The organism is Streptomyces sp. NBC_00582, assembly GCF_036345155.1.
Classification (GTDB): Bacteria; Actinomycetota; Actinomycetes; order Streptomycetales; family Streptomycetaceae; genus Streptomyces.
On the sequence record NZ_CP107772.1, the window covers coordinates 8,810,589 to 8,836,123 of the forward strand.

The 25,535-nt window shown below is 67.5% G+C and carries 17 protein-coding genes, 3 rRNA genes and 1 riboswitch; of the genes, 16 read left to right on the forward strand and 4 right to left on the reverse strand.

Annotation, left to right across the window (positions count from 1 at the left end):
- Positions 1 to 8: 8 nt before the first annotated feature.
- Complete coding sequence (locus OG852_RS39890; RefSeq protein WP_330350416.1) at positions 9 to 1,328, reverse strand: aminotransferase class I/II-fold pyridoxal phosphate-dependent enzyme; 1,320 nt, start codon at positions 1,326 to 1,328, stop codon at positions 9 to 11.
- A gap of 112 nt (positions 1,329 to 1,440) precedes the next feature.
- On the opposite strand from OG852_RS39890, the gene OG852_RS39895 reads away from it, so the two are divergent.
- Positions 1,441 to 2,649 (forward strand): MFS transporter, encoded by a 1,209-nt coding sequence (locus OG852_RS39895; RefSeq protein ID WP_330350417.1) that lies wholly within the window; start codon positions 1,441 to 1,443, stop codon positions 2,647 to 2,649.
- Between the two features lie 25 nt (positions 2,650 to 2,674).
- Positions 2,675 to 3,577 (forward strand): hypothetical protein, encoded by a 903-nt coding sequence (locus OG852_RS39900; RefSeq protein ID WP_330350418.1) that lies wholly within the window; start codon positions 2,675 to 2,677, stop codon positions 3,575 to 3,577.
- A 71-nt stretch (positions 3,578 to 3,648) separates the two neighbouring features.
- Here the strand turns inward: OG852_RS39900 and ptsP are convergent, their stop codons facing one another.
- Both ptsP and OG852_RS39910 read right to left on the reverse strand, forming a co-directional pair.
- Positions 3,649 to 5,319, reverse strand: a complete 1,671-nt coding sequence (gene ptsP, locus OG852_RS39905; RefSeq protein ID WP_133916281.1) for a phosphoenolpyruvate--protein phosphotransferase — start codon at positions 5,317 to 5,319, stop codon at positions 3,649 to 3,651.
- A gap of 88 nt (positions 5,320 to 5,407) precedes the next feature.
- A complete protein-coding gene (locus OG852_RS39910; protein ID WP_330350419.1) occupies positions 5,408 to 5,857 on the reverse strand; it encodes a PTS sugar transporter subunit IIA in 450 nt (149 codons plus the stop codon).
- Positions 5,858 to 6,425: 568 nt separating this feature from the next.
- On the opposite strand from OG852_RS39910, the gene OG852_RS39915 reads away from it, so the two are divergent.
- The 13 genes from OG852_RS39915 to OG852_RS39975 all read left to right on the forward strand — a co-directional run bounded on the left by OG852_RS39915 (position 6,426) and on the right by OG852_RS39975 (position 21,835).
- Positions 6,426 to 7,951 (forward strand): 16S ribosomal RNA (locus OG852_RS39915).
- A 302-nt stretch (positions 7,952 to 8,253) separates the two neighbouring features.
- Positions 8,254 to 11,373, forward strand: a 23S ribosomal RNA gene (locus OG852_RS39920).
- 85 nt (positions 11,374 to 11,458) lie between these two features.
- Positions 11,459 to 11,575, forward strand: a 5S ribosomal RNA gene (gene rrf, locus OG852_RS39925).
- The 16S, 23S and 5S rRNA genes sit together here, the layout of an rRNA operon.
- A gap of 110 nt (positions 11,576 to 11,685) precedes the next feature.
- Positions 11,686 to 12,294: a CDP-alcohol phosphatidyltransferase family protein gene (locus tag OG852_RS39930; RefSeq protein ID WP_133917909.1), complete on the forward strand. Its 609-nt coding sequence runs from the start codon at positions 11,686 to 11,688 to the stop codon at positions 12,292 to 12,294.
- A gap of 117 nt (positions 12,295 to 12,411) precedes the next feature.
- Complete coding sequence (locus OG852_RS39935; protein WP_133917910.1) at positions 12,412 to 14,907, forward strand: sugar phosphate nucleotidyltransferase; 2,496 nt, start codon at positions 12,412 to 12,414, stop codon at positions 14,905 to 14,907.
- A gap of 98 nt (positions 14,908 to 15,005) precedes the next feature.
- Positions 15,006 to 15,911 carry a DUF881 domain-containing protein gene (locus OG852_RS39940; protein WP_133917911.1) on the forward strand — a complete coding sequence of 302 codons (906 nt, stop codon included), beginning with the start codon at positions 15,006 to 15,008 and terminating at the stop codon, positions 15,909 to 15,911.
- Positions 15,908 to 16,240, forward strand: coding sequence for a small basic family protein (locus tag OG852_RS39945; protein WP_003988855.1), 333 nt, complete (start codon positions 15,908 to 15,910; stop codon positions 16,238 to 16,240). The genes OG852_RS39940 and OG852_RS39945 overlap by 4 nt, the downstream gene beginning before the upstream one ends.
- A gap of 5 nt (positions 16,241 to 16,245) precedes the next feature.
- Positions 16,246 to 17,079, forward strand: coding sequence for a DUF881 domain-containing protein (locus tag OG852_RS39950; RefSeq protein ID WP_330350420.1), 834 nt, complete (start codon positions 16,246 to 16,248; stop codon positions 17,077 to 17,079).
- A gap of 82 nt (positions 17,080 to 17,161) precedes the next feature.
- Positions 17,162 to 18,046, forward strand: a complete 885-nt coding sequence (locus OG852_RS39955; protein ID WP_133917913.1) for an FHA domain-containing protein — start codon at positions 17,162 to 17,164, stop codon at positions 18,044 to 18,046.
- 42 nt (positions 18,047 to 18,088) lie between these two features.
- Positions 18,089 to 18,826, forward strand: a complete 738-nt coding sequence (gene ftsR, locus OG852_RS39960) for a transcriptional regulator FtsR (RefSeq protein WP_133917914.1) — start codon at positions 18,089 to 18,091, stop codon at positions 18,824 to 18,826.
- An 84-nt stretch (positions 18,827 to 18,910) separates the two neighbouring features.
- Positions 18,911 to 19,384: a bifunctional nuclease family protein gene (locus OG852_RS39965; protein WP_055634823.1), complete on the forward strand. Its 474-nt coding sequence runs from the start codon at positions 18,911 to 18,913 to the stop codon at positions 19,382 to 19,384.
- Between the two features lie 247 nt (positions 19,385 to 19,631).
- Complete coding sequence (locus OG852_RS39970) at positions 19,632 to 20,318, forward strand: MerR family transcriptional regulator (protein ID WP_208117401.1); 687 nt, start codon at positions 19,632 to 19,634, stop codon at positions 20,316 to 20,318.
- 56 nt (positions 20,319 to 20,374) lie between these two features.
- A complete protein-coding gene (locus OG852_RS39975; RefSeq protein ID WP_330350421.1) occupies positions 20,375 to 21,835 on the forward strand; it encodes a DNA polymerase IV in 1,461 nt (486 codons plus the stop codon).
- A gap of 5 nt (positions 21,836 to 21,840) precedes the next feature.
- Here the strand turns inward: OG852_RS39975 and OG852_RS39980 are convergent, their stop codons facing one another.
- Positions 21,841 to 22,212, reverse strand: coding sequence for a PRC-barrel domain-containing protein (locus OG852_RS39980; RefSeq protein ID WP_330350422.1), 372 nt, complete (start codon positions 22,210 to 22,212; stop codon positions 21,841 to 21,843).
- Positions 22,213 to 22,324: 112 nt separating this feature from the next.
- Positions 22,325 to 22,420, forward strand: a riboswitch (glycine riboswitch).
- A 185-nt stretch (positions 22,421 to 22,605) separates the two neighbouring features.
- Between OG852_RS39980 and gcvP the strand changes: the two genes are divergently transcribed.
- Positions 22,606 to 25,491 carry an aminomethyl-transferring glycine dehydrogenase gene (gene gcvP / locus OG852_RS39985; RefSeq protein ID WP_133917918.1) on the forward strand — a complete coding sequence of 962 codons (2,886 nt, stop codon included), beginning with the start codon at positions 22,606 to 22,608 and terminating at the stop codon, positions 25,489 to 25,491.
- Positions 25,492 to 25,535 lie beyond the last annotated feature (44 nt).

Here is a 25,535-nt window from a genome sequence, read left to right on the forward strand (position 1 = left end):
GGCGCCGCTCAGCCGCCGTAGGTGGCCTCGGACTCGCCCAGGACCACGGCGAAGTCCGAGGCCAGCCGCAACGCGTCGGCCGGTTCGAGTTCGGCCACGGAGATCCGTACACCCGGCTCCGAGGCCAGCCGGAACCGGGCTCCCGCCGCGACCCACCAGCCCCGCGACCGCAGCCCGTTCACCACGGCCGACTCGTCGCGCACCGGCACCCACACGTTCATCCCGCTCGCGCCCCGCGCCCGGATGCCACGGGCCGTCAGTTCCCGGAGCAGCGCGCCCCTGCGCCGTGTGTACGTTTCCCGCGCGCGGCCCACCAACGCGCGCGTGCCGTCATCCGTCAGCAGCCCGTACACCGTCTCCTGCAGCAGATGACTGACCCACCCGGACGTCAGCAGCAGCCGCCCGTCGTGCCGGGCCATCGTGATCGGATCGCAGGCCGCGGCCGCCCACCGCAGGTCGGTCCCGAGGAACTTGCTCACCGTCCGTACATGCACCCAGCGCGCCAGCCCGCCCGAGGTCAGCGTCCACAGGGGAGCGTCCGCCACCGCCGACGCATGGTCGTTCTCGACGACCAGCAGATCCGGCTCGTCCCGCAGGACCTCGACGAGTTCGTCCCGGCGCGCCTCGGAGAAACAGCCCCCGTACGGGTTCTGCGCCCGCGGACTGCACACCAGCGCGCGTACCCCCGCCCGCACGGCGGCGCGGAGCGCCTCGGGACGCATGCCCCGCTCGTCGACGGCCACCGGGACGATGCGCAGCCCCAGAGCGGTGACCAGATCAAGCAGATGGTGATACCCGGGATCCTCCATGGCCACGGCGTCCCCCGGCCGAAGCTCCACGGACAGCAGCCGGCCGACCAGATCCAGCGCACCGTGCGCGAACGTCACCTGCTCCACCGGCACGCCGTCCGGACGCAGCCAGTCCCGTACGGCCTCCTCCAGCCGCTCCAGCCGGGGCGTCGCCCGGTGCGAACGGGCGCCGGGGGACAGGCGCGTGGGCGGTACCAGAGCCGGCAGCAGTTCCGGATCCGGATGCCCTCCGGCCAGGTCGCGCAGCCCTTCCGGCACCCTCGGCGGCCTGCGTGAGGCGACGGACGGAACGGGCGCCACCACCGTGCCGCCCCGCCCGCGCGTGACGACGATGCCTCGCCGCCGCAGCTCCTTGTACGCCGTCGCGACCGTGCCCGGGCTCACCCCGAGCTCGTCCGCGAGCCGCCGCACCGGAGGGAGCGCGGCACCCGGGCCCAACGCCCCCTCGGCCACACCCCGTTCGACGGAGCCGGCAATCCCCTTGGCCGTCGTACCACTGATCCCATATTGTGTTGCCACATTGCCAAGTATGTATCAATACATAGTTCGAGGCAAGGGGGAGCCCGTGCAACCGATCCGCCGCGCAGTCGCCTGGACCCGCACCACACCCGGAGGACGCGACGGACGCAGAATGCTGACCATCGCCCTCGTCGACCGCGTCGGCAGCGGCCTGTGGGCCTCCGTCAGCGTCCTGTACTTCACCTACGTCTCGGGGCTCTCCGTCGCCCAGGTCGGCACCCTCGTCGCCGCAGCCGGAGCCGCCGGAATCGCCGGAGCCCCCCTCGGCGGCCGACTCGCGGACCGCTTCCCGGTGACCCGCGTCCTCATCACCGTCCAACTGCTGCGCGCCCTCGCCTCCTTCGCCCTGCTGACCACCGACCACTACGCACTCCTGGTCGCCTACTGCTCCCTCGGCAGCCTCGGCGACCGCGCCGCCAACGTCCTCACCAAGCTCTACGCCACCCGCGTCGCCGGCCCCGACCGCGTCCGCTACCAGGCACTCCAGCGCACCGTGGCCAACGCCGGCTGGGCCCTCGGAGGCCTGGCCGCCGCAGCCGCCCTGGCCCTCGGCAGCACCGCCGTCTACCGCTGGCTCCTCGCGGGCGACGCCCTCTCCTTCCTCGCCTGCGCCCTCCTCACCGTCCGCTGCGCCGAACCCCGCTCAGGCACCCGCACGGTCACCACCTCCAAGGACCCCAGGCCCACCGCCGCGCCGACCAGCCCCTGGCGCGACCGCACCTATCTCGCCTACGTCGCCACCGACACCGTCCTCTTCCTCGACGACGCCGTCTTCAAAGTCGGCCTGCCCCTGTGGATCGCCCACACCGGCACCGCACCGCACGGCCTCGCACCCCTGCTGATGGTCCTGAACAACGTGATGGTCGTGGCCCTTCAGGTCCCTCTGGCCCGCTTCGGCGCCACCACGACCGCAGCCCGCGCCCTCCTCGTCCCGCTCTCGGCGGCCTTCGCGCTCGCCGGCCTCGCCATGGCCGTCTCGGCGACCGGCGGAACGGCCACCACCACCCTGTTCCTCACCGCCGCGGCCGCCCTCTTCACGCTCGCCGAGATGCTCCACGCCACGATCTCCTGGGAACTCTCCGTCGCCCTCGCCCCGGAAACCGCCCAGGGCTCCTACCTCGGCGTCCATGGACTCGCCCAGTCCGCGCAGCGCAGCATCGGACCACTCGCCGTCACCACCGCCATCGCCACCGGCCCCCTTGGCTGGCTCACTTTCGGCACCACCATCGCCCTGACCTGCGGAATCCAGCACCGACTGGTCCGCGAACGACTCACGCGAGGGGCATTGTCAGTGCCGTCGGTTACTGTGAGTGAGCATTGATCGACCGTGCACACAGGGGGAAACCATGGCACTCACCGACCGCCAGCTCATGCGCCGCGTGCTGCGCCGAGAAATCGCCGGCACCATCGGCCTGCTCACGGACGAACACGACTTCCGGTCCATGCAGCGCTACCGCACCTTCACCTTCGAGGACCACACCACCTATCTGCGCCAGGTCGAGGACCTCCTGAAGGTCCGCGCCCTGCAGGGCACCCACACGACCCTCGCCCTCTTCGACCCGCAGGAGTACGCCGACTACTGCACCGCCGGCGACCTCGACCCCGACCTCCCCGCCAGCCGCAGCCGCTTCACGGCCCAGCTCGCCACCACCGGCCCCACCATCCCCTACGACGGCCAGCCACTCGCCGACCTGCTCCCCGCCCTCGTCGACGAAGCCGTACGCCAGGCCACCCGGGAGTACGCGGCCACCCTGCTCTCCCGCCTGGGGGCCTGCGCGACCTGCGGCGAGGACATCGGCCGAGCAGCCTTCCAACGCGCCTCCGACCTGATCGTCCGCGTCCTCGACACCGCCCCGCCCGGCGACCGCCACCTCGTCTGCAGCGTCACGGCAACACCCGAGACACTCGTCGCCGTCCTCCACGCGGACGACAAGACCGACAGCGCCACCCAGGTCGACGAGGCCGAAGCCCTGGAGTTCACCACCGTCCTCGCCCTCGGCCTGGCCACCCGAGGTCCCGGCGGCCTCGTCATGCGCACGATCGCCCCCGGCGCCCCCGACCGTGTCTACGGCTGGCGCATGCGCGGCGACGGCCTCGAGGCCCTGACCGCCGGCGAGGTCTTCGACGCCTACTGCACCGACGCGGAATCCGGCGACCTCATCGCCCCCGAGTCCGGGGTCGACTACTGCGTCCCACCGGACCTGGAAGGACCCGAAGGAGGGGACCCGCTGCCGGGCCACCACCACTGAAAAGAAAGGGGCGCTCCACCTGAAGGCGGAGCGCCCCTGCTCACCAACCGACCGGAGACCGGCCCGACCGCCTACTCGCCGGACAGCACGGCCTGCGCCGCGGCGCGCGCCTCCTCGGCACTGTCCGTCGCACGGGCCGCCGCCGCGGCACGCTCGCACTGCGCCAGCGTGTACTTCGCCAGCGTGGCCCGCACATAAGGAATGGACGCCGCCCCCATGGAAAGAGAGGTGACACCCAGACCGGTCAGCACACATGCGAGCAGCGGGTCGGACGCCGCCTCCCCGCAGACACCGCAGCTCTTGCCCTCGGCCCTGGCCGCCTCGGCCGACAGCGCGACCAGGTCGAGCAGCGCGGGCTGCCACGGATCCTGCAGCCGGGACACCGCACCCACCTGCCGGTCCGCGGCGAAGGTGTACTGCGCCAGGTCGTTCGTCCCCAGCGACAGGAACTCGACCTCCTGCAGAATCGAGCGCGCCCGCAGCGCGGCGGACGGGATCTCCACCATCGCACCGAACTTCGCCCGCAGCCCCGCCGCACGGCACGCGTCCGCGAACGCCTTCGCGTCAGCGCGGTCCGCCACCATCGGGGCCATCACCTCGAGGTGGACCGGCAGCCCCTCGGCCGCCTTCGCCAGCGCCGTGAGCTGGGTCCGCAGAACATCCGGGTGATCCAGCAGGGTGCGCAGACCACGCACGCCCAGCGCCGGGTTCGGCTCGTCGGCGGGCGTCAGGAAGTCGAGCGGCTTGTCCGCGCCCGCGTCCAGCACGCGCACCACGACCCGCCCCTCGGGGAAGGCCTCGAGCACCTGCCGATACGCCTCGACCTGCTTCTCCTCGGACGGCGCGCTCTTGCTGTCGTCGAGGAAGAGGAACTCGGTACGGAACAGACCGACACCCTCGGCCCCCGCCTCGACGGCGGCCGGGACGTCCGCCGGCCCGCCGACATTGGCCAGCAGCGGCACGTTGTGACCGTCGGCGGTCGCACCCGGACCGGTCGACGCGGCCAGCGCGGCCCTGCGCTCCGCCGCCGCGGCCTGAAGCTGCGCCTTCTTCTCGTCGCTGGGATTCACGAAGATCTCGCCGCTGCTGCCGTCGACCGCGATCATCGTGCCCTCGGCCAGCTCACCGGCGCCCGGCAGTGCCACCACGGCCGGCACACCGAGCGCGCGGGCCAGAATCGCGCTGTGACTGGTCGGCCCGCCCTCCTCGGTCACGAAGCCGAGCACCAGGGTCGGGTCGAGCAGCGCCGTATCGGCCGGCGCCAGATCCCGGGCGACCAGCACGTACGGCTCGTCGCTGTCCGGGACACCCGGCATCGGGACGCCCAGCAGCCGGGCGACGATACGATTCCGCACGTCGTCGAGGTCCGCCACGCGACCCGCGAGGTACTCACCGGCCCCCGCCAGCAGCTCGCGGTAGGCGGCGAACGCGTCGTACACGGCCCGTTCCGCCGTGCTGCCGACGGCGATGCGCCGATCCACGTCCACCATCAGCTCGGGGTCCTGGGCCATCATGGCCTGTGCCTCGAGCACCGCCTGGGCCTCGCCACCGGCCAGATTGCCCCGCGCCATCAGGTCGGCCGCGACAGCCTCCACGGCCTGGCGGGCGCGCCCCTGCTCGCGCTCCGCCTCCTCCGCCGGTATCTGCTTGGCAGGCGGTTCGAGCACCGCCGTTCCCATGTGCCGAACCTCGCCGATCGCCACACCGTGACTCACGCCGACGCCTCGCAGCGTTGTCTCCATCTCACCCGTCTCCGATAGGGCGGCGGGTCCCGCCGCCGCGTTGGTTGTCCTACGAGCCGTCGTGCGGTTCAGGACGACGGCGCCGGCATCACTGCCAGGAAAAGAGGAGGTCGCCAGCCTTCACGTTGCCGTCTTCCCGCAGCTCGCCGAGGGCGTCGGCCGTGGCCTCGAGCGCCACGACGGGGCACACCGGAGACTTGCCGTTCTCTTCGACCGCCGCCGGGTTCCAGCGCACGATGCTCTGCCCCCGGGTCACGGTGTCGCCCTTGTTCACGAGCAGCTCGAAGCCCTCGCCGTTGAGCTGCACGGTGTCGATACCGAGGTGGGTGAGCACGCCGTGCCCCTCGGAGTCGACGACCACGAACGCGTGGGGGTGGAGGGAGACGACGACTCCGTCCACGGGCGCCACCGCCTCGGAGGGTTCGCGCACCGGGTCGATCGCCGTACCCGGGCCGACCATGGCCCCGGAGAAGACCGGATCGGGCACTGCGGCCAGGCCGATGGCGCGTCCTGCAAGAGGGGACGTCACGGTGGTCATGGGAAGCCTCCCAGGGTGGAGATGTACATGGGCCGTTACTGGTTGTCCGGGACGGCGCACTGTGCAGCAGGGTATGTCACGTGACGTACCGGTTCCGCACGAGAGTCCCATCCGCGGTCTACCGTGGTCTAGACCACCAGCCTAGTGGATTTGCACGGGCTCCGCGGCCCCGTGTACAGTCGTACTCCTGCTTGAGGGTGAGCGACGCGATCAAGCGCGCTTATCGAGCAGCATCCAACTCAGTCAGATCCTCACTCTGGATCATCTTCTGCATGCCTGCAGGATGGTGGTCAGGAGGCCGGAAAAACCCTGATAGAGTCGGAAACACCGAAGGGAAGCCCGGAGGAAAGCCCGAGAGACTCGGGTGACTACAAAGGAAGCTTTCGTTCCTTGAGAACTCAACAGCGTGCCAAAAATCAACGCCAGATTAGTTGATACCCCGTCCCCGGCAGTGATAGCCGAGGATGAGGTTCCTTTGAAAAAACACAGCGAGGACGCTGTGAGCCGGGAGGACTATTCCTCCTCCTGGTTCCGCTCTCGTGGTGTTCATCCCGATTACGGGAAAACATTCACGGAGAGTTTGATCCTGGCTCAGGACGAACGCTGGCGGCGTGCTTAACACATGCAAGTCGAACGATGAAGCCCTTCGGGGTGGATTAGTGGCGAACGGGTGAGTAACACGTGGGCAATCTGCCCTTCACTCTGGGACAAGCCCTGGAAACGGGGTCTAATACCGGATATCACTCTCGCAGGCATCTGTGAGGGTCGAAAGCTCCGGCGGTGAAGGATGAGCCCGCGGCCTATCAGCTTGTTGGTGAGGTAACGGCTCACCAAGGCGACGACGGGTAGCCGGCCTGAGAGGGCGACCGGCCACACTGGGACTGAGACACGGCCCAGACTCCTACGGGAGGCAGCAGTGGGGAATATTGCACAATGGGCGAAAGCCTGATGCAGCGACGCCGCGTGAGGGATGACGGCCTTCGGGTTGTAAACCTCTTTCAGCAGGGAAGAAGCGAAAGTGACGGTACCTGCAGAAGAAGCGCCGGCTAACTACGTGCCAGCAGCCGCGGTAATACGTAGGGCGCAAGCGTTGTCCGGAATTATTGGGCGTAAAGAGCTCGTAGGCGGCTTGTCACGTCGGGTGTGAAAGCCCGGGGCTTAACCCCGGGTCTGCATTCGATACGGGCTAGCTAGAGTGTGGTAGGGGAGATCGGAATTCCTGGTGTAGCGGTGAAATGCGCAGATATCAGGAGGAACACCGGTGGCGAAGGCGGATCTCTGGGCCATTACTGACGCTGAGGAGCGAAAGCGTGGGGAGCGAACAGGATTAGATACCCTGGTAGTCCACGCCGTAAACGGTGGGAACTAGGTGTTGGCGACATTCCACGTCGTCGGTGCCGCAGCTAACGCATTAAGTTCCCCGCCTGGGGAGTACGGCCGCAAGGCTAAAACTCAAAGGAATTGACGGGGGCCCGCACAAGCAGCGGAGCATGTGGCTTAATTCGACGCAACGCGAAGAACCTTACCAAGGCTTGACATACACCGGAAACGGCCAGAGATGGTCGCCCCCTTGTGGTCGGTGTACAGGTGGTGCATGGCTGTCGTCAGCTCGTGTCGTGAGATGTTGGGTTAAGTCCCGCAACGAGCGCAACCCTTGTCCTGTGTTGCCAGCATGCCCTTCGGGGTGATGGGGACTCACAGGAGACCGCCGGGGTCAACTCGGAGGAAGGTGGGGACGACGTCAAGTCATCATGCCCCTTATGTCTTGGGCTGCACACGTGCTACAATGGCAGGTACAAAGAGCTGCGAAACCGTGAGGTGGAGCGAATCTCAAAAAGCCTGTCTCAGTTCGGATTGGGGTCTGCAACTCGACCCCATGAAGTCGGAGTTGCTAGTAATCGCAGATCAGCATTGCTGCGGTGAATACGTTCCCGGGCCTTGTACACACCGCCCGTCACGTCACGAAAGTCGGTAACACCCGAAGCCGGTGGCCCAACCCCTTGTGGGAGGGAGCTGTCGAAGGTGGGACTGGCGATTGGGACGAAGTCGTAACAAGGTAGCCGTACCGGAAGGTGCGGCTGGATCACCTCCTTTCTAAGGAGCACTTCTAGGCCGCCTAGGCGGTCCAGAGGCCAGTACGTCAGCGAACGTCTGATGCTGGTTGCTCATGGGTGGAACGTTGATTATTCGGCCGGGTTCACGGGTCGGAGGCTGTCAGTACTGCTCTTAGGAGCGTGGAAAGCATGATCTCCGGACGGGATCGGGTCGGGCACGCTGTTGGGTGTCTGAGGGAATGAACCCTCGGATGCCGGCCCCAGTGAACTCCGGCCTTTGGGTTGGGGGTGATGGGTGGCTGGTCGTTGTTTGAGAACTGCACAGTGGACGCGAGCATCTGTGGCCAAGTTTTTAAGGGCGCACGGTGGATGCCTTGGCACCAGGAACCGATGAAGGACGTGGGAGGCCACGATAGTCCCCGGGGAGTCGTCAACCAGACTTTGATCCGGGGGTTTCCGAATGGGGAAACCCGGCAGTCGTCATGGGCTGTCACCCGCTGCTGAACACATAGGCAGTGTGGAGGGAACGAGGGGAAGTGAAACATCTCAGTACCCTCAGGAAGAGAAAACAACCGTGATTCCGGGAGTAGTGGCGAGCGAAACCGGATGAGGCCAAACCGTATGCGTGTGAGACCCGGCAGGGGTTGCGCATACGGGGTTGTGGGATCTCTCTTCTGTCGTCTGCCGGCGACAGGACGAGTCAGAAACCGTTGATGTAGGCGAAGGACATGCGAAAGGTCCGGCGTAGAGGGTAAGACCCCCGTAGCCGAAACGTCAGCGGCTCGTTTGAGAGACACCCAAGTAGCACGGGGCCCGAGAAATCCCGTGTGAATCTGGCGGGACCACCCGCTAAGCCTAAATATTCCCTGGTGACCGATAGCGGATAGTACCGTGAGGGAATGGTGAAAAGTACCCCGGGAGGGGAGTGAAATAGTACCTGAAACCGTGTGCCTACAAGCCGTGGGAGCGTCGGGTAGGAACTTGTTCCTACCTCGTGACTGCGTGCCTTTTGAAGAATGAGCCTGCGAGTTTGCGGTGTGTTGCGAGGTTAACCCGGGTGGGGTAGCCGTAGCGAAAGCGAGTCCGAATAGGGCGTTTCAGTAGCACGCTCAAGACCCGAAGCGGAGTGATCTAGCCATGGGCAGGTTGAAGCGGAGGTAAGACTTCGTGGAGGACCGAACCCACCAGGGTTGAAAACCTGGGGGATGACCTGTGGTTAGGGGTGAAAGGCCAATCAAACTCCGTGATAGCTGGTTCTCCCCGAAATGCATTTAGGTGCAGCGTCGTGTGTTTCTTGCCGGAGGTAGAGCACTGGATAGGCGATGGGCCCTACCGGGTTACTGACCTTAGCCAAACTCCGAATGCCGGTAAGTGAGAGCACGGCAGTGAGACTGTGGGGGATAAGCTCCATGGTCGAGAGGGAAACAGCCCAGAGCATCGACTAAGGCCCCTAAGCGTACGCTAAGTGGGAAAGGATGTGGAGTCGCAGAGACAACCAGGAGGTTGGCTTAGAAGCAGCCACCCTTGAAAGAGTGCGTAATAGCTCACTGGTCTAGTGATTCCGCGCCGACAATGTAGCGGGGCTCAAGCGTACCGCCGAAGTCGTGTCATTGCAGCTTATAGCCCCAACGGGTGCTGTGATGGGTAGGGGAGCGTCGTCTGCCGGGTGAAGCAGCACCGGAAGGTAGTTGTGGACGGTTGACGAGTGAGAATGCAGGCATGAGTAGCGATTCACACGTGAGAAACGTGTGCGCCGATTGACTAAGGGTTCCTGGGTCAAGCTGATCTGCCCAGGGTAAGTCGGGACCTAAGGCGAGGCCGACAGGCGTAGTCGATGGATAACCGGTTGATATTCCGGTACCCGCTGTGAAGCGTCAAACATCGAACCAGGCGATGCTAAGTCCGTGAAGCCGCCCCGGAGCCTTCGGGCAAAGGGGAGTGGTGGAGCCGACGGACCAGACTTGTAGTAGGTGAGTGATGGGGTGACGCAGGAAGGTAGTCCAGCCCGGGCGGTGGTTGTCCCGGGGTAAGGGTGTAGGCCGTGCGGTAGGTAAATCCGTCGCACACAAGGCTGAGACCTGATGCCGAGCCGATTGTGGTGAAGTGGATGATCCTATGCTGTCGAGAAAAGCCTCTAGCGAGTTTCATGGCGGCCCGTACCCTAAACCGACTCAGGTGGTCAGGTAGAGAATACCGAGGCGTTCGGGTGAACTATGGTTAAGGAACTCGGCAAAATGCCCCCGTAACTTCGGGAGAAGGGGGCCACACCTGGTGATCCGTTTTACACGGTGAGCTGGGGGTGGCCGCAGAGACCAGCGAGAAGCGACTGTTTACTAAAAACACAGGTCCGTGCGAAGCCGTAAGGCGATGTATACGGACTGACGCCTGCCCGGTGCTGGAACGTTAAGGGGACCGGTTAGTCGAGATTCGTCTCGGCGAAGCTGAGAACTTAAGCGCCAGTAAACGGCGGTGGTAACTATAACCATCCTAAGGTAGCGAAATTCCTTGTCGGGTAAGTTCCGACCTGCACGAATGGCGTAACGACTTCTCGACTGTCTCAACCATAGGCCCGGTGAAATTGCACTACGAGTAAAGATGCTCGTTTCGCGCAGCAGGACGGAAAGACCCCGGGACCTTTACTACAGTTTGATATTGGTGTTCGGTTCGGCTTGTGTAGGATAGGTGGGAGACTGTGAAGCTTGGACGCCAGTTCAGGTGGAGTCGTCGTTGAAATACCACTCTGGTCGTGCTGGATGTCTAACCTGGGTCCGTGATCCGGATCAGGGACAGTGTCTGATGGGTAGTTTAACTGGGGCGGTTGCCTCCTAAAGGGTAACGGAGGCGCCCAAAGGTTCCCTCAGCCTGGTTGGCAATCAGGTGTTGAGTGTAAGTGCACAAGGGAGCTTGACTGTGAGACCGACGGGTCGAGCAGGGACGAAAGTCGGGACTAGTGATCCGGCGGTGGCTTGTGGAAGCGCCGTCGCTCAACGGATAAAAGGTACCCCGGGGATAACAGGCTGATCTTCCCCAAGAGTCCATATCGACGGGATGGTTTGGCACCTCGATGTCGGCTCGTCGCATCCTGGGGCTGGAGTCGGTCCCAAGGGTTGGGCTGTTCGCCCATTAAAGCGGTACGCGAGCTGGGTTTAGAACGTCGTGAGACAGTTCGGTCCCTATCCGCTGTGCGCGTAGGAGTCTTGAGAAGGGCTGTCCCTAGTACGAGAGGACCGGGACGGACGAACCTCTGGTGTGCCAGTTGTTCTGCCAAGGGCATGGCTGGTTGGCTACGTTCGGGAGGGATAACCGCTGAAAGCATCTAAGCGGGAAGCCTGCTTCGAGATGAGGACTCCCACCCACTTGATGGGGTAAGGCTCCCAGTAGACGACTGGGTTGATAGGCCGGATCTGGAAGCACAGTAATGTGTGGAGGTGACCGGTACTAATAGGCCGAGGGCTTGTCCTCAGTTGCTCGCGTCCACTGTGTTGGTTCTGAAACCACGAACGGCCCCGTATGGCCACATACGGTGCGGCTGACAGTTTCATAGTGTTTCGGTGGTCATAGCGTGAGGGAAACGCCCGGTTACATTCCGAACCCGGAAGCTAAGCCTTACAGCGCCGATGGTACTGCAGGGGGGACCCTGTGGGAGAGTAGGACACCGCCGAACTCCTTTTAGAGCTCTGGCTCTTGGGCACACACAGCCCAAGAGCCAGAGCTTTTTTGCGTTGAGGTAGGGTCAGGGGGCATCGTTGGCTCGTTTTCACTGGAGGCCCCCGGGTGGAGGTCCAGGAGACCCGTGTTCAGACGGACCGGGTCCTCACCATCCCGAACATCCTCAGCATGGCGCGTCTCGTCGGCGTGCCCGTGTTTCTGTGGCTGATCCTCAGGCCCGAGTTCGGGGGCCCGCAGAGCGACGGGTGGGCGCTCCTGGTGCTCGCTCTGAGCGGCGTCAGCGACTACCTGGACGGGAAGCTCGCACGGCGCTGGAACCAGATCAGCAGCCTCGGCCGGCTGCTCGACCCCGCCGCGGACCGGCTCTACATCCTGTCGACGCTCGTCGGCCTGACCTGGCGGGAGATTCTCCCGCTCTGGTTGACGGCTGCACTTCTTGCGAGGGAACTGGTTCTGCTGGTGATGGTGGGCATCCTCAGGCGACACGGTTACCCACCGCCCCAGGTGAACTACCTCGGGAAGGCGGCCACGTTCAACCTGATGTACGCCTTCCCGCTGCTCCTGCTCAGTGACGGAAGTGGATGGCTGGCGTCACTCGCTGCTATTTTCGGATGGGCGTTCGCAGGGTGGGGTACAACGCTCTACTGGTGGGCAGGAGTCCTCTACGTGGTACAGGTCCGCCGCCTCGTTCGTGCGGACGCCATGGCCGGCTGAGCCCCACAGATGGGCGGTCGCAGTGGTGGCTCGATGGCCCGCTGCGAAAAAGTGCGGGACAATCTGGATGGGTGAAGTCGGCTAGACCGTCGTCTCTTTTAGGAGGACGCTTCCGACATGAAGGCCGTCGTGATGGCCGGAGGCGAAGGCACACGCCTTCGCCCGATGACCTCGAGCATGCCCAAGCCGCTCCTGCCGGTGGCCAACCGGCCGATCATGGAGCACGTACTGAGGCTGCTCAAAAGGCATGGGCTCAACGAGACCGTCGTCACCGTGCAGTTCCTGGCCTCATTGGTCAAGAACTACTTCGGTGACGGAGAAGAGCTCGGTATGGAGCTCAGCTATGCCAATGAGGAGAAGCCACTCGGAACCGCCGGAAGCGTCAAGAACGCAGAGGAGGCGTTGAAGGACGACGCCTTCCTCGTCATCTCCGGCGATGCCCTCACCGACTTCGACCTCACCGAGCTGATCAACTTCCACAAGGAAAAGGGCGCACTGGTCACCGTCTGTCTGACGCGTGTGCCCAATCCGCTGGAATTCGGCATCACCATCGTCGACGAAGAGGGCAAGGTCGAGCGTTTCCTCGAGAAGCCGACCTGGGGCCAGGTCTTCTCGGACACCGTGAACACGGGCATCTACGTGATGGAGCCCGAGGTCTTCGAATACGTCGAGGCCGATGTGCCCGTCGACTGGTCCGGCGACGTCTTCCCGCAGCTCATGAAGGAGGGCAAGCCGATCTACGGCTTTGTCGCCGAGGGCTACTGGGAGGACGTCGGCACGCACGAGAGCTATGTGAAGGCCCAGGCCGACGTGCTCGAGGGCAAGGTCGACGTGGAGATCGACGGCTTCGAGCTCTCCCCCGGAGTGTGGGTGGCGGAAGGCGCCGAGGTGCACCCCGACGCCGTCCTGCGCGGGCCGCTGTACATCGGCGACTACGCGAAGGTCGAGGCCGGTGCGGAAATCCGTGAGCACACCGTCGTCGGCTCCAATGTGGTCGTCAAGAGCGGAGCCTTCCTGCACAAGGCCGTCGTGCACGACAACGTGTACGTCGGACAGCACAGCAATCTGCGCGGCTGCGTCGTCGGAAAGAACACCGACATCATGCGGGCAGCGCGGATCGAGGACGGCGCCGTCATCGGCGACGAATGCCTGATCGGTGAAGAATCGATCGTGCAGGGCAATGTGCGGGTGTATCCGTTCAAGACCATCGAGGCCGGCGCGTTCGTCAACACCTCGGTGATCTGGGAGTCCCGGGGCCAGGCGCACCTCTTCGGCGCGCGCGGGGTCTCCGGGATTCTCAACGTCGAGATCACGCCAGAGTTGGCGGTGCGTCTGGCCGGTGCCTACGCGACGACGCTGAAGAAGGGGTCCACCGTCACGACGGCCCGCGACCACTCCCGTGGCGCCCGGGCACTGAAGCGGGCGGTGATCTCCGCGTTGCAGGCCAGCGCCATCGACGTACGGGATCTGGAGAACGTACCGCTGCCCGTGGCGCGACAGCAGACGGCGCGGGGGTCGGCCGGCGGGATCATGATCCGGACCTCGCCAGGAGTGCCGGACTCCGTGGACATCATGTTCTTCGACGGGCAGGGTGCCGATCTGTCGCAGGGCAGTCAGCGGAAGCTCGACCGGGTGTTCGCGCGGCAGGAGTACCGGCGGGCGTTCCCGGGGGAGATCGGGGACCTGCACTTTCCTGCCAGTGTGTTCGACTCGTACACCGGCTCCCTGCTGCGGAACGTGGACACGACCGGGATCTCGGAGTCCGGGCTGAAGGTCGTGGTCGACGCGTCGAACGGCAGCGCGGGGCTGGTGCTGCCGAGTCTGCTCGGGAAGCTGGGCGTGGACTCGCTGACCATCAATCCCGGTCTGAACGAGTCCAGACCGACCGAGACGGGTGATCAACGGCGCTCGGGGCTCGTACGGCTCGGGGAGATCGTGGCCTCCTCGCGGGCGGCGTTCGGGGTCCGGTTCGACCCCGTGGGTGAGCGGCTGTCGCTCGTCGACGAGAAGGGCCGGATCATCGAGGACGACCGGGCTCTGCTGGTGCTGCTCGACCTGGTGGCCGCGGAGCGGCGCAGCGGGCGGGTGGCGCTGCCGGTGACCACGACGAGGATCGCCGAGCAGGTCGCGGCCTATCACGGGACGCAGGTCGAGTGGACGACGACCTCGCCCGACGACCTGACGCGGGTCGGAGGGGACGAGTCGACCATCTTCGGAGGGGACGGCAAGGGCGGCTTCATCGTCCCCGAGTTCAGCAGTGTCTTCGACGGTACGGCCGCCTTCGTGCGGCTGATCGGGCTGGTGGCGCGGACGCAGCTCACGCTCAGCCAGATCGACGCGCGGATTCCGCGGGCGCACGTCCTGAAGCGGGATCTGGCGACCCCGTGGGCCGTCAAGGGTCTGGTGATGCGGCGGGTCGTCGAGGCGGCCGGAGACCGCTTCGTGGACACCACGGACGGTGTGCGGGTGGTGGAGACGGACGGGCGCTGGGTGATGGTCCTGCCCGATCCGGCCGAGGCCGTCACCCATCTGTGGGCGGAGGGGCCCGACGACGCCTCCGCGCAGGCCCTGCTCGACGAGTGGTCGTCGGTCGTGGACAGCGCCGGCCGCTGATCCGGGCCGCACACGCGCGTGCCGGACAGGTGTCCTCAAGGGGGCCTGTCCGGTTCGGCGGTGGGGCCATTCGGAGGTAGTGGCCGCGACATGCGACGATGTGCGGCATGCCGCAGCAGCCCCCCGTTCGGAGCACACCCGCGCGCGTGTCGCGCCCGGACGCCTCCATGTCGCTGCTCACCAACGTCATGGACCACAGCCTCGACGACGGGTACGCCGAGGCCGCCGCCCGGAAGAAGGCCGAGGGCGCCGGCGGTCTGCCGAAGACGCTGCGGGCGAAGCTGGGTCTCGCGGGCGGTCTGGTGCTCGCGGCCCTGGTGGTGACCGTCGGGGCGGCCCAGGCACGGATCTCGGCCCCGGTCGTCGCCAAGGAGCGCGAAGAGCTGATCGACCGCGTCGACAGCGAGACCAAGGCGGCCGACGAACTGGAGCGCACCGTCGACCGGCTGCGCGACGACGTGAGCGCCCGGCAGCGCGAGGCGCTCAGGCACAGCGGCGGCAGCGGGCAGACGGACCTGGTCGGCATCCTGTCGGGCGCCGTGGAGGTGCACGGACCCGGCATCAAGCTGGTGGTGAACGACGCCAAGGAAGCCACCACCGGGGGTGACGGCGACCCGCGGGAGACCTCCGGCTTCTCGGACACCGGGCGGGTCCGTGACCGGGACATGCAGAAGGTGGTCAACGGACTCTGGGCGTCGGGTGCCGAGGCCGTCTCGATCAACGGGCAGCGGCTGACGGCGCTGTCGGCGATCAGGGCCGCGGGTGACGCGATACTGGTCGACAACAAGCCGCTGGTGCCGCCGTACACGGTGCTCGCGGTGGGGGACGGGAAAAAGCTCAGCACCAGGTTCCAGAACAGCGCGGACGGCGTCTATCTGAACGTGCTGCAGGAGAACTACGGCATCAGGACGGCCATTTCCGTGCAGGACGACGTCCGGCTGCCCGCCGCACCGAGTGTGATCGTACGTACAGCACAGCCGAGAACTGAGAAGGGCACATCGTGATCGCCGTACTGGGCCTCGTCGTGGGAGTCGTGGCCGGCCTGTTGGTCCGGCCCGAGGTTCCGGCGGTTGTCGAGCCTTATCTGCCGATCGCCGTCGTGGCGGCGCTGGACGCCGTCTTCGGCGGTCTGCGGGCCATGCTCGACGGGATCTTCGACGACAAGGTCTTCGTGGTGTCGTTCCTGTCGAACGTGGTCGTGGCCGCGCTGATCGTGTTCCTGGGGGACAAGTTGGGTGTGGGTGCCCAGCTGTCCACCGGTGTCGTGGTCGTGCTCGGTATCCGGATCTTCTCCAACGCCGCGGCGATCCGTCGGCACGTCTTCCGGGCGTGACGCCGATGACCAACAAGGACGAGGTGGCCGAGAACCGACTGCGCAAGGAGCTGCCCGAGGAGGTCCCGGCGCTCCCTGCCGTGGCCGAGGAGCCCCAGGAGGCCGCTGAGCCCGCGCTGACCGGCCGGCAGCGGCTGGCGCAGGGGCTGTGGCCTCCGCGTGTCACGCGGGCCCAACTCATCGTCGCCCTGCTGCTGTTCGGGCTCGGCTTCGGCCTGGCCGTCCAGGTCGCCTCCAACAGCGACAGCGGAAACGCCCTGCGTGGCGCGCGCCAGGAAGATCTTGTGCGCATCCTCGATGAACTGGATGACCGCAGTCAGCGTCTTGAGGACGAGAAGCAGGGACTCGAGAAGCAGCGGGAGGAGCTGGAGAACAGCTCCGACCAGGCCGAGGAGGCCCGGAAGCAGACGGTCGAGAAGGAGAAGCAACTCGGCATCCTGGCGGGCACGGTGGCCGCGCAGGGGCCGGGCATCACGATGACGATCGAGGACACGAAGGGGACGGTCGAGGCCGACATGCTGCTCGACGCGATCCAGGAGCTGCGCGCGGCAGGCGCCGAGGCGATCCAGGTCAACGACGTGCGGGTGGTCGCCGGCACGTATCTGACGGATTCCGGTGACAGTGTGAGCGTCGACGGGAACAAGATCAACGCGCCGTTTCGTTTCAAGGTCATCGGCAACCCGCAGGACCTCGAGCCGGCGCTGAACATCCCTGGAGGCGTGGTGCAGACTCTGGAGAAGGAGCAGGCCACCGTGACCGTGGAGCGCTCGGACAAGATCGTCGTGGACGCCTTGCGAGCGGCGAAGCAGCCTGACTACGCTCGGTCGTCCTCACAGTGAACCGGGGGTGCATGGCGGCCGTCGGGCAGGGGCATGAGGTTGCGGGGGGTCGACGCACCGATCGGGTGGTGCGTGGTGGAAACTGTCTGGTGGATACGGACGTTGTGAAGGTGTCCGGGTCGACCGGTGTATTCAGTCAGGGTTCGTCCTGCCCCACGGGCGGGTCTGTTTCGGTCAAGGGGAATCGCCCGTGAAGTTGTTTGCGAAGTTGTTCGGCAAGAGCGCGCGAGAGGGCAGCGACAACGCGACCGCCCGTCATCGCGCACAGCCCGACGCGGAGGGCCAGCGGCCGCTGTTCCGGGACCAGGTGCCTGGCCCGGGTGGTGACATTTCCGGAGGTCAGGGCGCGGCGTCTGTTGACCCGGCACAGTCCGGCGGAATAGGTTTCGGCCAACCGTCAACCTCAAGTACGGGTGGAGGGTTTTCTCCCATGTCGGCCCTGGTGTGTACGAGGTGCGGTAACCGCAACGCGGAGAACAGCCGCTTCTGCTCCAACTGCGGCGCGCCGCTGCGTCCCGGTCTCACGCCGGAGCGTGCGTCGGAGACGACGTCCACCATCTCCATCTCCGGTCTCGAGGCCTACGACTCCGAGGCCACCGGCCAGACCCAGCTCCCGGCGCTCTCCCCGGAGGCGCAGGCGGCGGTCGACGCGCTGCCGTTGGGCTCCGCGCTGCTGGTCGTCCGTCGTGGTCCCAACTCGGGCAGCCGCTTCCTGCTGGACAGTGACCTGACCACGGCCGGGCGTCACCCGCAGAGCGACATCTTCCTGGACGACGTGACGGTCTCGCGCCGCCATGTGGAGTTCCGTCGCAATCCGGACGGCACGTTCAAGGTCGCGGACGTCGGCAGTCTGAACGGCACCTACGTCAACCGGGAGCGGATCGACGAGGTCCCGCTGTCGAACGGTGACGAGGTGCAGATCGGTAAGTACCGGCTGGTCTTCTACGCGAGCCAGCAGGGCTACTGACCCTCCCCCGGAGTCCATCCGGGGGGAACCAAGGGAAGGTCCATGCTTCAAACACCGAGGGGCGGTGCCGGGCACGGCACCGCCGCCACGGACGCCGGTCCGATGAGCATCGGCACCGTGCTGAACGCGCTGCGGCACGAGTTTCCCGAGGTCACCATCTCCAAGATCCGTTTCCTGGAGGCGGAGGGGCTGATCGAGCCGCAGCGGACCCCCTCGGGATATCGCAAGTTCAGCCCGCAGGACGTCGAGCGACTCGGCCACGTACTGAGGATGCAGCGGGACCACTATCTGCCGCTCAAGGTGATCCGGGAGCATCTGGACGCCATGGAGCGGGGCGAGGCCGTGCCCTTGCCGACCGTGGGCCGGCAGCGGGACGGAGAGGCTCTGGCGGAGCCCTCCGAGGGGCCCACGGCGGCCCGGATCGGGCGGGCCGAGCTGCTCGCGGCCGCCGGGATCGACGAGGCGGCGCTCGCGGAGTGGGAGTCCTACGGGCTGCTCGTGCCGCTGGAGAACGGTGTCTACGACGCGGAGGCCGCCACGGTGGCCTCGCTCGTCGCCGAGCTGGGGCGGTTCGGGATCGAGCCCCGGCATCTGCGGGTGATGAAGGCCGCGGCGGACCGTGAGGCGGGCCTGGTGGACCAGGTGGTCGCCCCGCTCAAGCGGCACCGCAACCCCCAGACCCGGGCGCACGCCGAGGCCCGTACGAAGGAGCTGGCGGGGCTTACGGTCCGGCTGCACGCGGCGCTCGTGCAGACCGCGCTCGGTGTCCGGTTGCCCTGAGCCACCGGTTTCGCCCTCGGCGGATCGGTCACCCGTTCCCGGCCCGACTACCCAAACGTCCCGGGCACGGCCTAGGGTTGCTGTGTGAACGAGCTCGATGTCGTAGGTGTCCGGGTCGAAATGCCCTCCAACCAACCGATCGTGCTGCTGCGTGAAGTGGGAGGCGACCGTTACCTCCCCATCTGGATCGGACCGGGGGAGGCGACGGCGATCGCCTTCGCCCAGCAGGGCATGGCCCCGGCGCGACCGCTGACCCACGATCTGTTCAAGGACGTGCTGGAAGCCGTCGGCCAGGAGCTCACCGAGGTGCGCATCACGGATCTGCGGGAGGGCGTCTTCTACGCGGAGCTGGTGTTCGCCAGCGGTGTCGAGGTGAGCGCCCGCCCGTCCGACGCCATAGCGCTGGCGCTGCGCACGGGGACGCCGATCTTCGGCAGCGACACGGTGCTCGACGACGCGGGCATCGCCATCCCGGACGAGCAGGAGGACGAGGTGGAGAAGTTCCGCGAGTTCCTCGACCAGATCTCGCCCGAGGACTTCGGCACCAGCAACCAGTAGCCGTGTGCCGGGCCGCCACCCGGCGCGAGGAGGACCGGGTCGGCCGCCCTGTTCCCGGCACTTGCCAGCGGCGCGTGAGAGCGTCCTACGGCTCCTTCTCCACGCATTCGGCTAGCCTTTCCCCGCGGTGGGGTGCGGGAAACCACTCTTAGGGTGATTATCACTCGGCGTGGCGAGTGTGGCGATCGTTGACGCACCCCTGGTGACTGCCTACCGTCGAGAAGGCAGGTCAAGGACGGAGGTCGGCGTGAGAAGCAGCGGCGACGGTACGGCTGGGGGTGCCCCCGGACTCGGTGTCGGGGGGAGCGGTCCGTACCCTCCCCCAAGCTCTCGGCTGCGCCCGGGGCGGGGGTATCCCCACCAGGGCGGCGCGGCCGATCATGCCGTCCCGCAGCGACCCGCGGCCGTGCCGAGCAGCGGAGGGGCGGCGTCCATGGCGTCCGAGCAGATCGGCTACCGCGGACCGACGGCCTGTGCGGCCGCCGGCATCACCTACCGGCAACTCGACTACTGGGCCCGCACCGGGCTCGTCGAGCCGAGCGTGCGGCCCGCCTACGGGTCGGGTACGCAGCGCCTGTACAGCTTCCGGGACGTCGTCGTCCTGAAGATCGTCAAGCGCTTCCTCGACACCGGGGTGTCGCTGCAGAACATCCGGACCGCCGTCCAGCATCTGCGGGAGCGCGGCTTCCGTGATCTGGAGCGGATGACGCTGATGAGCGACGGCGCGACGGTCTACGAGTGCGGCTCGCCCGACGAGGTGCACGCGCTGCTCCAGGGCGGTCAGGGCATCTTCGGGATCGCCGTCGGCGTGGTCTGGCGGGACGTGGAGAGCGCGCTGTCGCAGCTCCACGGCGAGCGGGTCGACACCGGCGAGACGCTGGTCGGGCCCAACCCGGCGGACGAGCTGGCGCGCAGGCGCAACCGCGCGGTCTGACACCCCGCTCCCGCCGGACGGGGGCATTGTCAGTGGTGTGGTGCAGCATCGGAGATGTGAGAAACGCGCCCACGATCCTGCATCTCGACATGGATGCCTTCTACGCCCAGGCGGAGCAGGCGTCCAAGCCGAGTCTGCGGGGAAAAGCCGTGATCGTGGGCGGTCTGGGTCCGCGTGGGGTGGTGGCCACCGCCTCCTACGAGGCGCGGGCCTTCGGGGTGCACTCGGCGATGCCCATGGCCCAGGCGCGCCGACTGGCCCCGAACGCCGCCTATCTCGTGCCGCGCTTCACGTTCTACCGGCAGATCAGCGACCAGGTGATGGGCCTGCTGCGGGCTCTGTCGCCGCTGGTGGAGCCGCTGAGCCTGGACGAGGCCTTCGTGGATCTGGAGGCCGGGGGAGCGGCCTGGGACCGGGAGTCGGCGCAGCTCGCGGGGGTCAGGCTGCGGGCGGACATCCGGGCCGTCACGGGCCTCACCGGTTCGGTGGGACTGGCCGCCTCGAAGATGCTGGCGAAGATCGCCTCCGAGCAGGCCAAGCCCGACGGCCTGGTGCTGATCGAACCCGGGACGGAGCGGGCGCTGCTCGGGCCCCTGTCGGTGCGGACGCTGCCCGGGGTCGGTCCGGCGACGGGGGACCATCTGCGCCGGGCCGGGATCACCACGGTCGACGAGCTCGCCGAGGCGGGCGAGGACGAGCTCGTCCGCCTGGTGGGCAAGGCGCACGGGCACGGGCTCTACGCGATGGCGCTGGCCCGCGACGACCGGCCCGTGGTCGCCGAGCGGGAGGCCAAGTCGGTGTCGGTCGAGGACACGTACGACGTGGACATCCATGACCGGATGCGGGTGGAGCTGGAGGTGAGGCGGCTGGCGGAGCGCTGTGTCCGCAGACTGCGGGGCTCGGGTCTGTCCGGGCGGACGATCGTGCTGAAGGTGCGGCGGTACGACTTCTCCACACTCACGCGGTCGGAGACCCTGCGCGGGCCCACGGACGATCCGGCGGTCGTGCGGGAGGCCGCCGGGCGGCTGCTGGACTCCGTCGACACCACGGGAGGGGTGCGGCTGCTCGGCGTCGGCGTGAGCGGTCTGGCGGACTTCACCCAGGAGGACCTGTTCGCCCAGGCGGCGGGGGAGGCACGGGGCGAGGGGGCCGAGGAGGAGCTCGCCGAGGAGCCCGCGCGGCAGGAGCCGGTGCCGGCCGAACACCGGTGGCGCCCCGGGCACGACGTGGTCCATGCCGAGCTGGGACACGGGTGGGTGCAGGGGAGCGGGCTGGGCCGGGTCACCGTGCGGTTCGAGACTCCCGACTCGGAGCCGGGGCGGGTGCGGACCTTCCGGGTGGAGGACCCGGACCTGGCGTCTGCGGAACCCCTGCCGTTGGTGCGGCGAAGACCCGGCGAGGACGGCGAGGACAGCGACGACGAACAGGACATACGGGATGTACAGGCCCCAGGGTCCGCATTCCCGGATCGTGCCGGGGGATACGGGAACAACCGGATGGCAGGCGGCGACCGGTGAGGGCGTCAGCCTTCGTCCGTGCCCGCCAGGCGGCCGAAGTCGTGGTCCGGCAGGGGAGGGGGAGCGGCGACGTCCAGGCCGTAGTGGTGGTAGAGCTGGAGTTCCTGCTCCGGGGAGAGGTGCCGGCCCACGCCGAAGTCGGGCGCGTCCTTGATCAGGGCCCGGTCGAAGGGGACGTGCAGGGTGCCCTCGACCAGTTCGCTCGGCTCCAGCGGGACGAAGGCGTCCCGGGAGAACAGCCCGGTGCGTATGGCCGCCCACTCGGGCACACCGGTCGCGTCGTCGAGATAGACCTCGTCGATGGTGCCGATCTTGGTGCCGTTGCGGTCGAACGCCTTGCGGCCGATCAGGTTGCGCGGATCGATGTCGGTCTGCACGGGCCCTCCACTTGGTCGCAACTCATCCGTAAGCACTACAAAAGAGCACATCGGGACGAGCGGCCACTCGAGGGGGTCCCGTTGACCTCGCTGGTAGTCTGACAACGGCTGCTGACCCCGTGCGGGAGAGTCCTCCGAAGACCACCGGAGGCGCCGAAGGAGCAACTCCTCCCCGGAATCTCTCAGGCACACGTACCGCGCGGACGAGGTCACTCTGGAAAGCAGGGCGGATGTCGACGGCGTCGACGGCCTCCGTCCTCACCGACGGTGAAAGCCCGCTGCCCCGGTGGCGGCGGGTGAAGCTCTCAGGTTGAGATGACAGAGGGGGAGGCCGTCCGGGTACCCGCGCCGTGGTGCCCCTCGAAGGTCGCGTCAGACCAGGAGGCCTCAGACATGACCGCCGATCGTATTCCGCTCTCCGAGCTCGAACGGGGTATCCCCTTCGAGCAGCGTCACATCGGGCCCGACCAGGAGGCGCGGGCCAAGATGCTCGCGCACGTCGGCTACGGCTCGCTCGACGAGCTGACCGCCGCCGCGGTCCCGGACGTGATCAAGAACGCCGACGCGCTGGACCTGCCGGACGCGCGCACCGAGGCCGAGGTGCTGGCGGAGCTGCGCTCGCTGGCCGACCGCAACCAGGTCCTCGACTCCATGATCGGGCTCGGCTATCACGGCACGTTCACACCGCCGGTGATCCTGCGCAACGTCATGGAGAACCCGGCCTGGTACACGGCCTACACCCCCTACCAGCCGGAGATCTCGCAGGGCCGCCTCGAGGCGCTGCTGAACTTCCAGACGATGGTCGCCGACCTCACCGGGCTGCCCACCTCCGGTGCCTCGCTGCTCGACGAGGGCACGGCCGCGGCCGAGGCGATGTCGCTGTCCCGGCGTATGGGGAAGAACAAGAAGGGCCTCTTCCTGATCGACGCGGACGTGCTCCCGCAGACGATCGCCGTGATCGAGACGCGTGCCGAGCCGACGGGCGTGGAGGTCGTGGTCGCCGATCTCGGCGAGGGCATCCCGGCGGACATCGCCGAGCGTGAGATCAACGGCGTGCTGCTGCAGTACCCGGGTGCCTCCGGTGCCGTACGCGACATCAAGGCCGTGATCGACCAGGCGCACGGGCTCGGCGCGCTCGTCACCGTCGCCGCCGATCTGCTCGCGCTGACCCTGCTGAAGTCGCCCGGCGAGCTGGGCGCGGACATCGCGATCGGCACGACGCAGCGCTTCGGTGTGCCGATGGGCTTCGGCGGACCGCACGCCGGCTACATGGCGGTGCACGAGAAGTTCGCGCGCAGCCTGCCCGGACGGCTCGTCGGGGTGTCGGTGGACGCGGACGGGCACAAGGCGTACCGGCTCGCGCTGCAGACGCGTGAGCAGCACATCCGCCGGGAGAAGGCCACCAGCAACATCTGCACCGCTCAGGTGCTGCTCGCGGTGATGGCCGGGATGTACGCCGTCTACCACGGGCCCGACGGGCTGCGGGCGATCGCCGGGCGCACCCACCGGTACGCCACGATCCTGGCCGCCGGGCTGGCGGCGGGCGGGGTCGAGGTCGTGCACGGCTCCTACTTCGACACGCTGACCGTGCGGGTGCCGGGGAAGGCCGACGAGGTGGTCGCCGCGGCGCGCCGGCACGGGGTCAACCTGCGGCTGGTCGACGCCGACCAGGTCTCGATCGCGTGCGACGAGACCACGGGACGGGCCCAGCTCGCCGCCGTATGGGCCGCCTTCGGGGTGGACGGGGACGTCGAGGCGCTCGACTCGGCCGCCGGGGACGCGCTGCCCGAGGGGCTGCTGCGGGCCGACGCGATACTCACCCACCCGGTGTTCCACCAGCACCGTTCCGAGACGGCGATGCTGCGCTATCTGCGCCGGCTCGCCGACCGGGACTACGCGCTCGACCGGGGCATGATCCCGCTGGGCTCCTGCACCATGAAGCTCAACGCCACCACCGAGATGGAGCCGGTCACCTGGCCCGAGTTCGGGCAGCTGCACCCCTTCGCGCCCGCCGAGCAGGCCGAGGGCTACCTCACGCTCATCCGGGAGCTGGAGGACCGGCTCGCCGAGGTCACCGGATACGACAAGGTGTCGCTGCAGCCCAACGCGGGGTCGCAGGGCGAGCTGGCCGGTCTGCTGGCGGTGCGCGGCTACCACCGGGCCAACGGGGACGAGCGGCGCACCGTGTGCCTCATCCCGTCCTCGGCGCACGGCACCAACGCGGCGAGCGCCGTGATGGCCGGCATGAAGGTCGTCGTCGTCAAGACCGCCGAGGACGGCGAGATCGACGTCGAGGACCTGCGGGCGAAGATCGAACAGCACCGCGACGAGCTGGCCGTGCTGATGATCACCTACCCGTCGACGCACGGGGTGTTCGAGGAGCACGTCGCCGACATCTGCGCCCAGGTCCACGAGGCGGGCGGCCAGGTCTACGTCGACGGGGCCAACCTCAACGCGCTCGTCGGACTCGCCAAGCCCGGGCACTTCGGCGGTGACGTCTCCCACCTGAACCTGCACAAGACCTTCTGCATCCCGCACGGCGGTGGCGGTCCCGGCGTCGGCCCGGTCGGCGTACGCGCGCACCTCGCGCCGTATCTGCCGAACCACCCGCTGCAGCCCGCCGCCGGGCCCGAGACGGGTGTGGGCCCGATCTCGGCCGCGCCGTGGGGCTCCGCGGGAATCCTGCCCATCTCCTGGGCGTACGTCCGGCTCATGGGCGGCGAGGGGCTCAAGCGGGCCACCCAGGTGGCGGTGCTCAGCGCCAACTACATCGCCAAGCGCCTGGAGCCGCACTACCCGGTGCTCTACACCGGCCCGGGCGGGCTGGTCGCCCATGAGTGCATCATCGACCTGCGGCCGCTGACCAAGGCGACGGGGGTGAGCGTGGACGACGTGGCGAAGCGGCTGATCGACTACGGGTTCCACGCGCCGACGATGTCGTTCCCGGTGGCGGGGACGCTGATGATCGAGCCGACCGAGTCCGAGGACATCATCGAGCTGGACCGGTTCTGCGAGGCGATGATCGCGATCCGCGCCGAGATCGAGAAGGTCGGCGCGGGGGAGTGGCCGGCGGACGACAACCCGCTGCGGCACGCGCCGCACACCGCGGGCGCGCTCGGCGGGGAGTGGGAGCACGCGTACACCCGTGAGGAGGCCGTCTTCCCGGCCGGGGTGTCCGCCGCCGACAAGTACTGGCCGCCGGTCCGCCGGATCGACCAGGCCTTCGGCGACCGGAACCTCGTGTGCTCGTGCCCGCCGCTGGACGCGTACGAGGACTGAGCAGGCAGGCGGTGAGGGAGCGGGGCCCGTCCGGGTGCGGACGG

Excerpts from the sequence above, each read along its gene's own strand:
- OG852_RS39895 (WP_330350417.1), top strand. The coding sequence starts at position 1,441 with ATGCTGACCATCGCCCTCGTCGACCGCGTCGGCAGCGGCCTGTGGGCC.
- OG852_RS39900 (WP_330350418.1), top strand. The coding sequence starts at position 2,675 with ATGGCACTCACCGACCGCCAGCTCATGCGCCGCGTGCTGCGCCGAGAA.
- ptsP (WP_133916281.1), bottom strand. The coding sequence starts at position 5,319 with ATGGAGACAACGCTGCGAGGCGTCGGCGTGAGTCACGGTGTGGCGATC.
- OG852_RS39910 (WP_330350419.1), bottom strand. The coding sequence starts at position 5,857 with ATGACCACCGTGACGTCCCCTCTTGCAGGACGCGCCATCGGCCTGGCC.
- OG852_RS39935 (WP_133917910.1), top strand. The coding sequence starts at position 12,412 with ATGAAGGCCGTCGTGATGGCCGGAGGCGAAGGCACACGCCTTCGCCCG.
- OG852_RS39940 (WP_133917911.1), top strand. The coding sequence starts at position 15,006 with ATGTGCGGCATGCCGCAGCAGCCCCCCGTTCGGAGCACACCCGCGCGC.
- OG852_RS39950 (WP_330350420.1), top strand. The coding sequence starts at position 16,246 with ATGACCAACAAGGACGAGGTGGCCGAGAACCGACTGCGCAAGGAGCTG.
- ftsR (WP_133917914.1), top strand. The coding sequence starts at position 18,089 with ATGCTTCAAACACCGAGGGGCGGTGCCGGGCACGGCACCGCCGCCACG.
- gcvP (WP_133917918.1), top strand. The coding sequence starts at position 22,606 with ATGACCGCCGATCGTATTCCGCTCTCCGAGCTCGAACGGGGTATCCCC.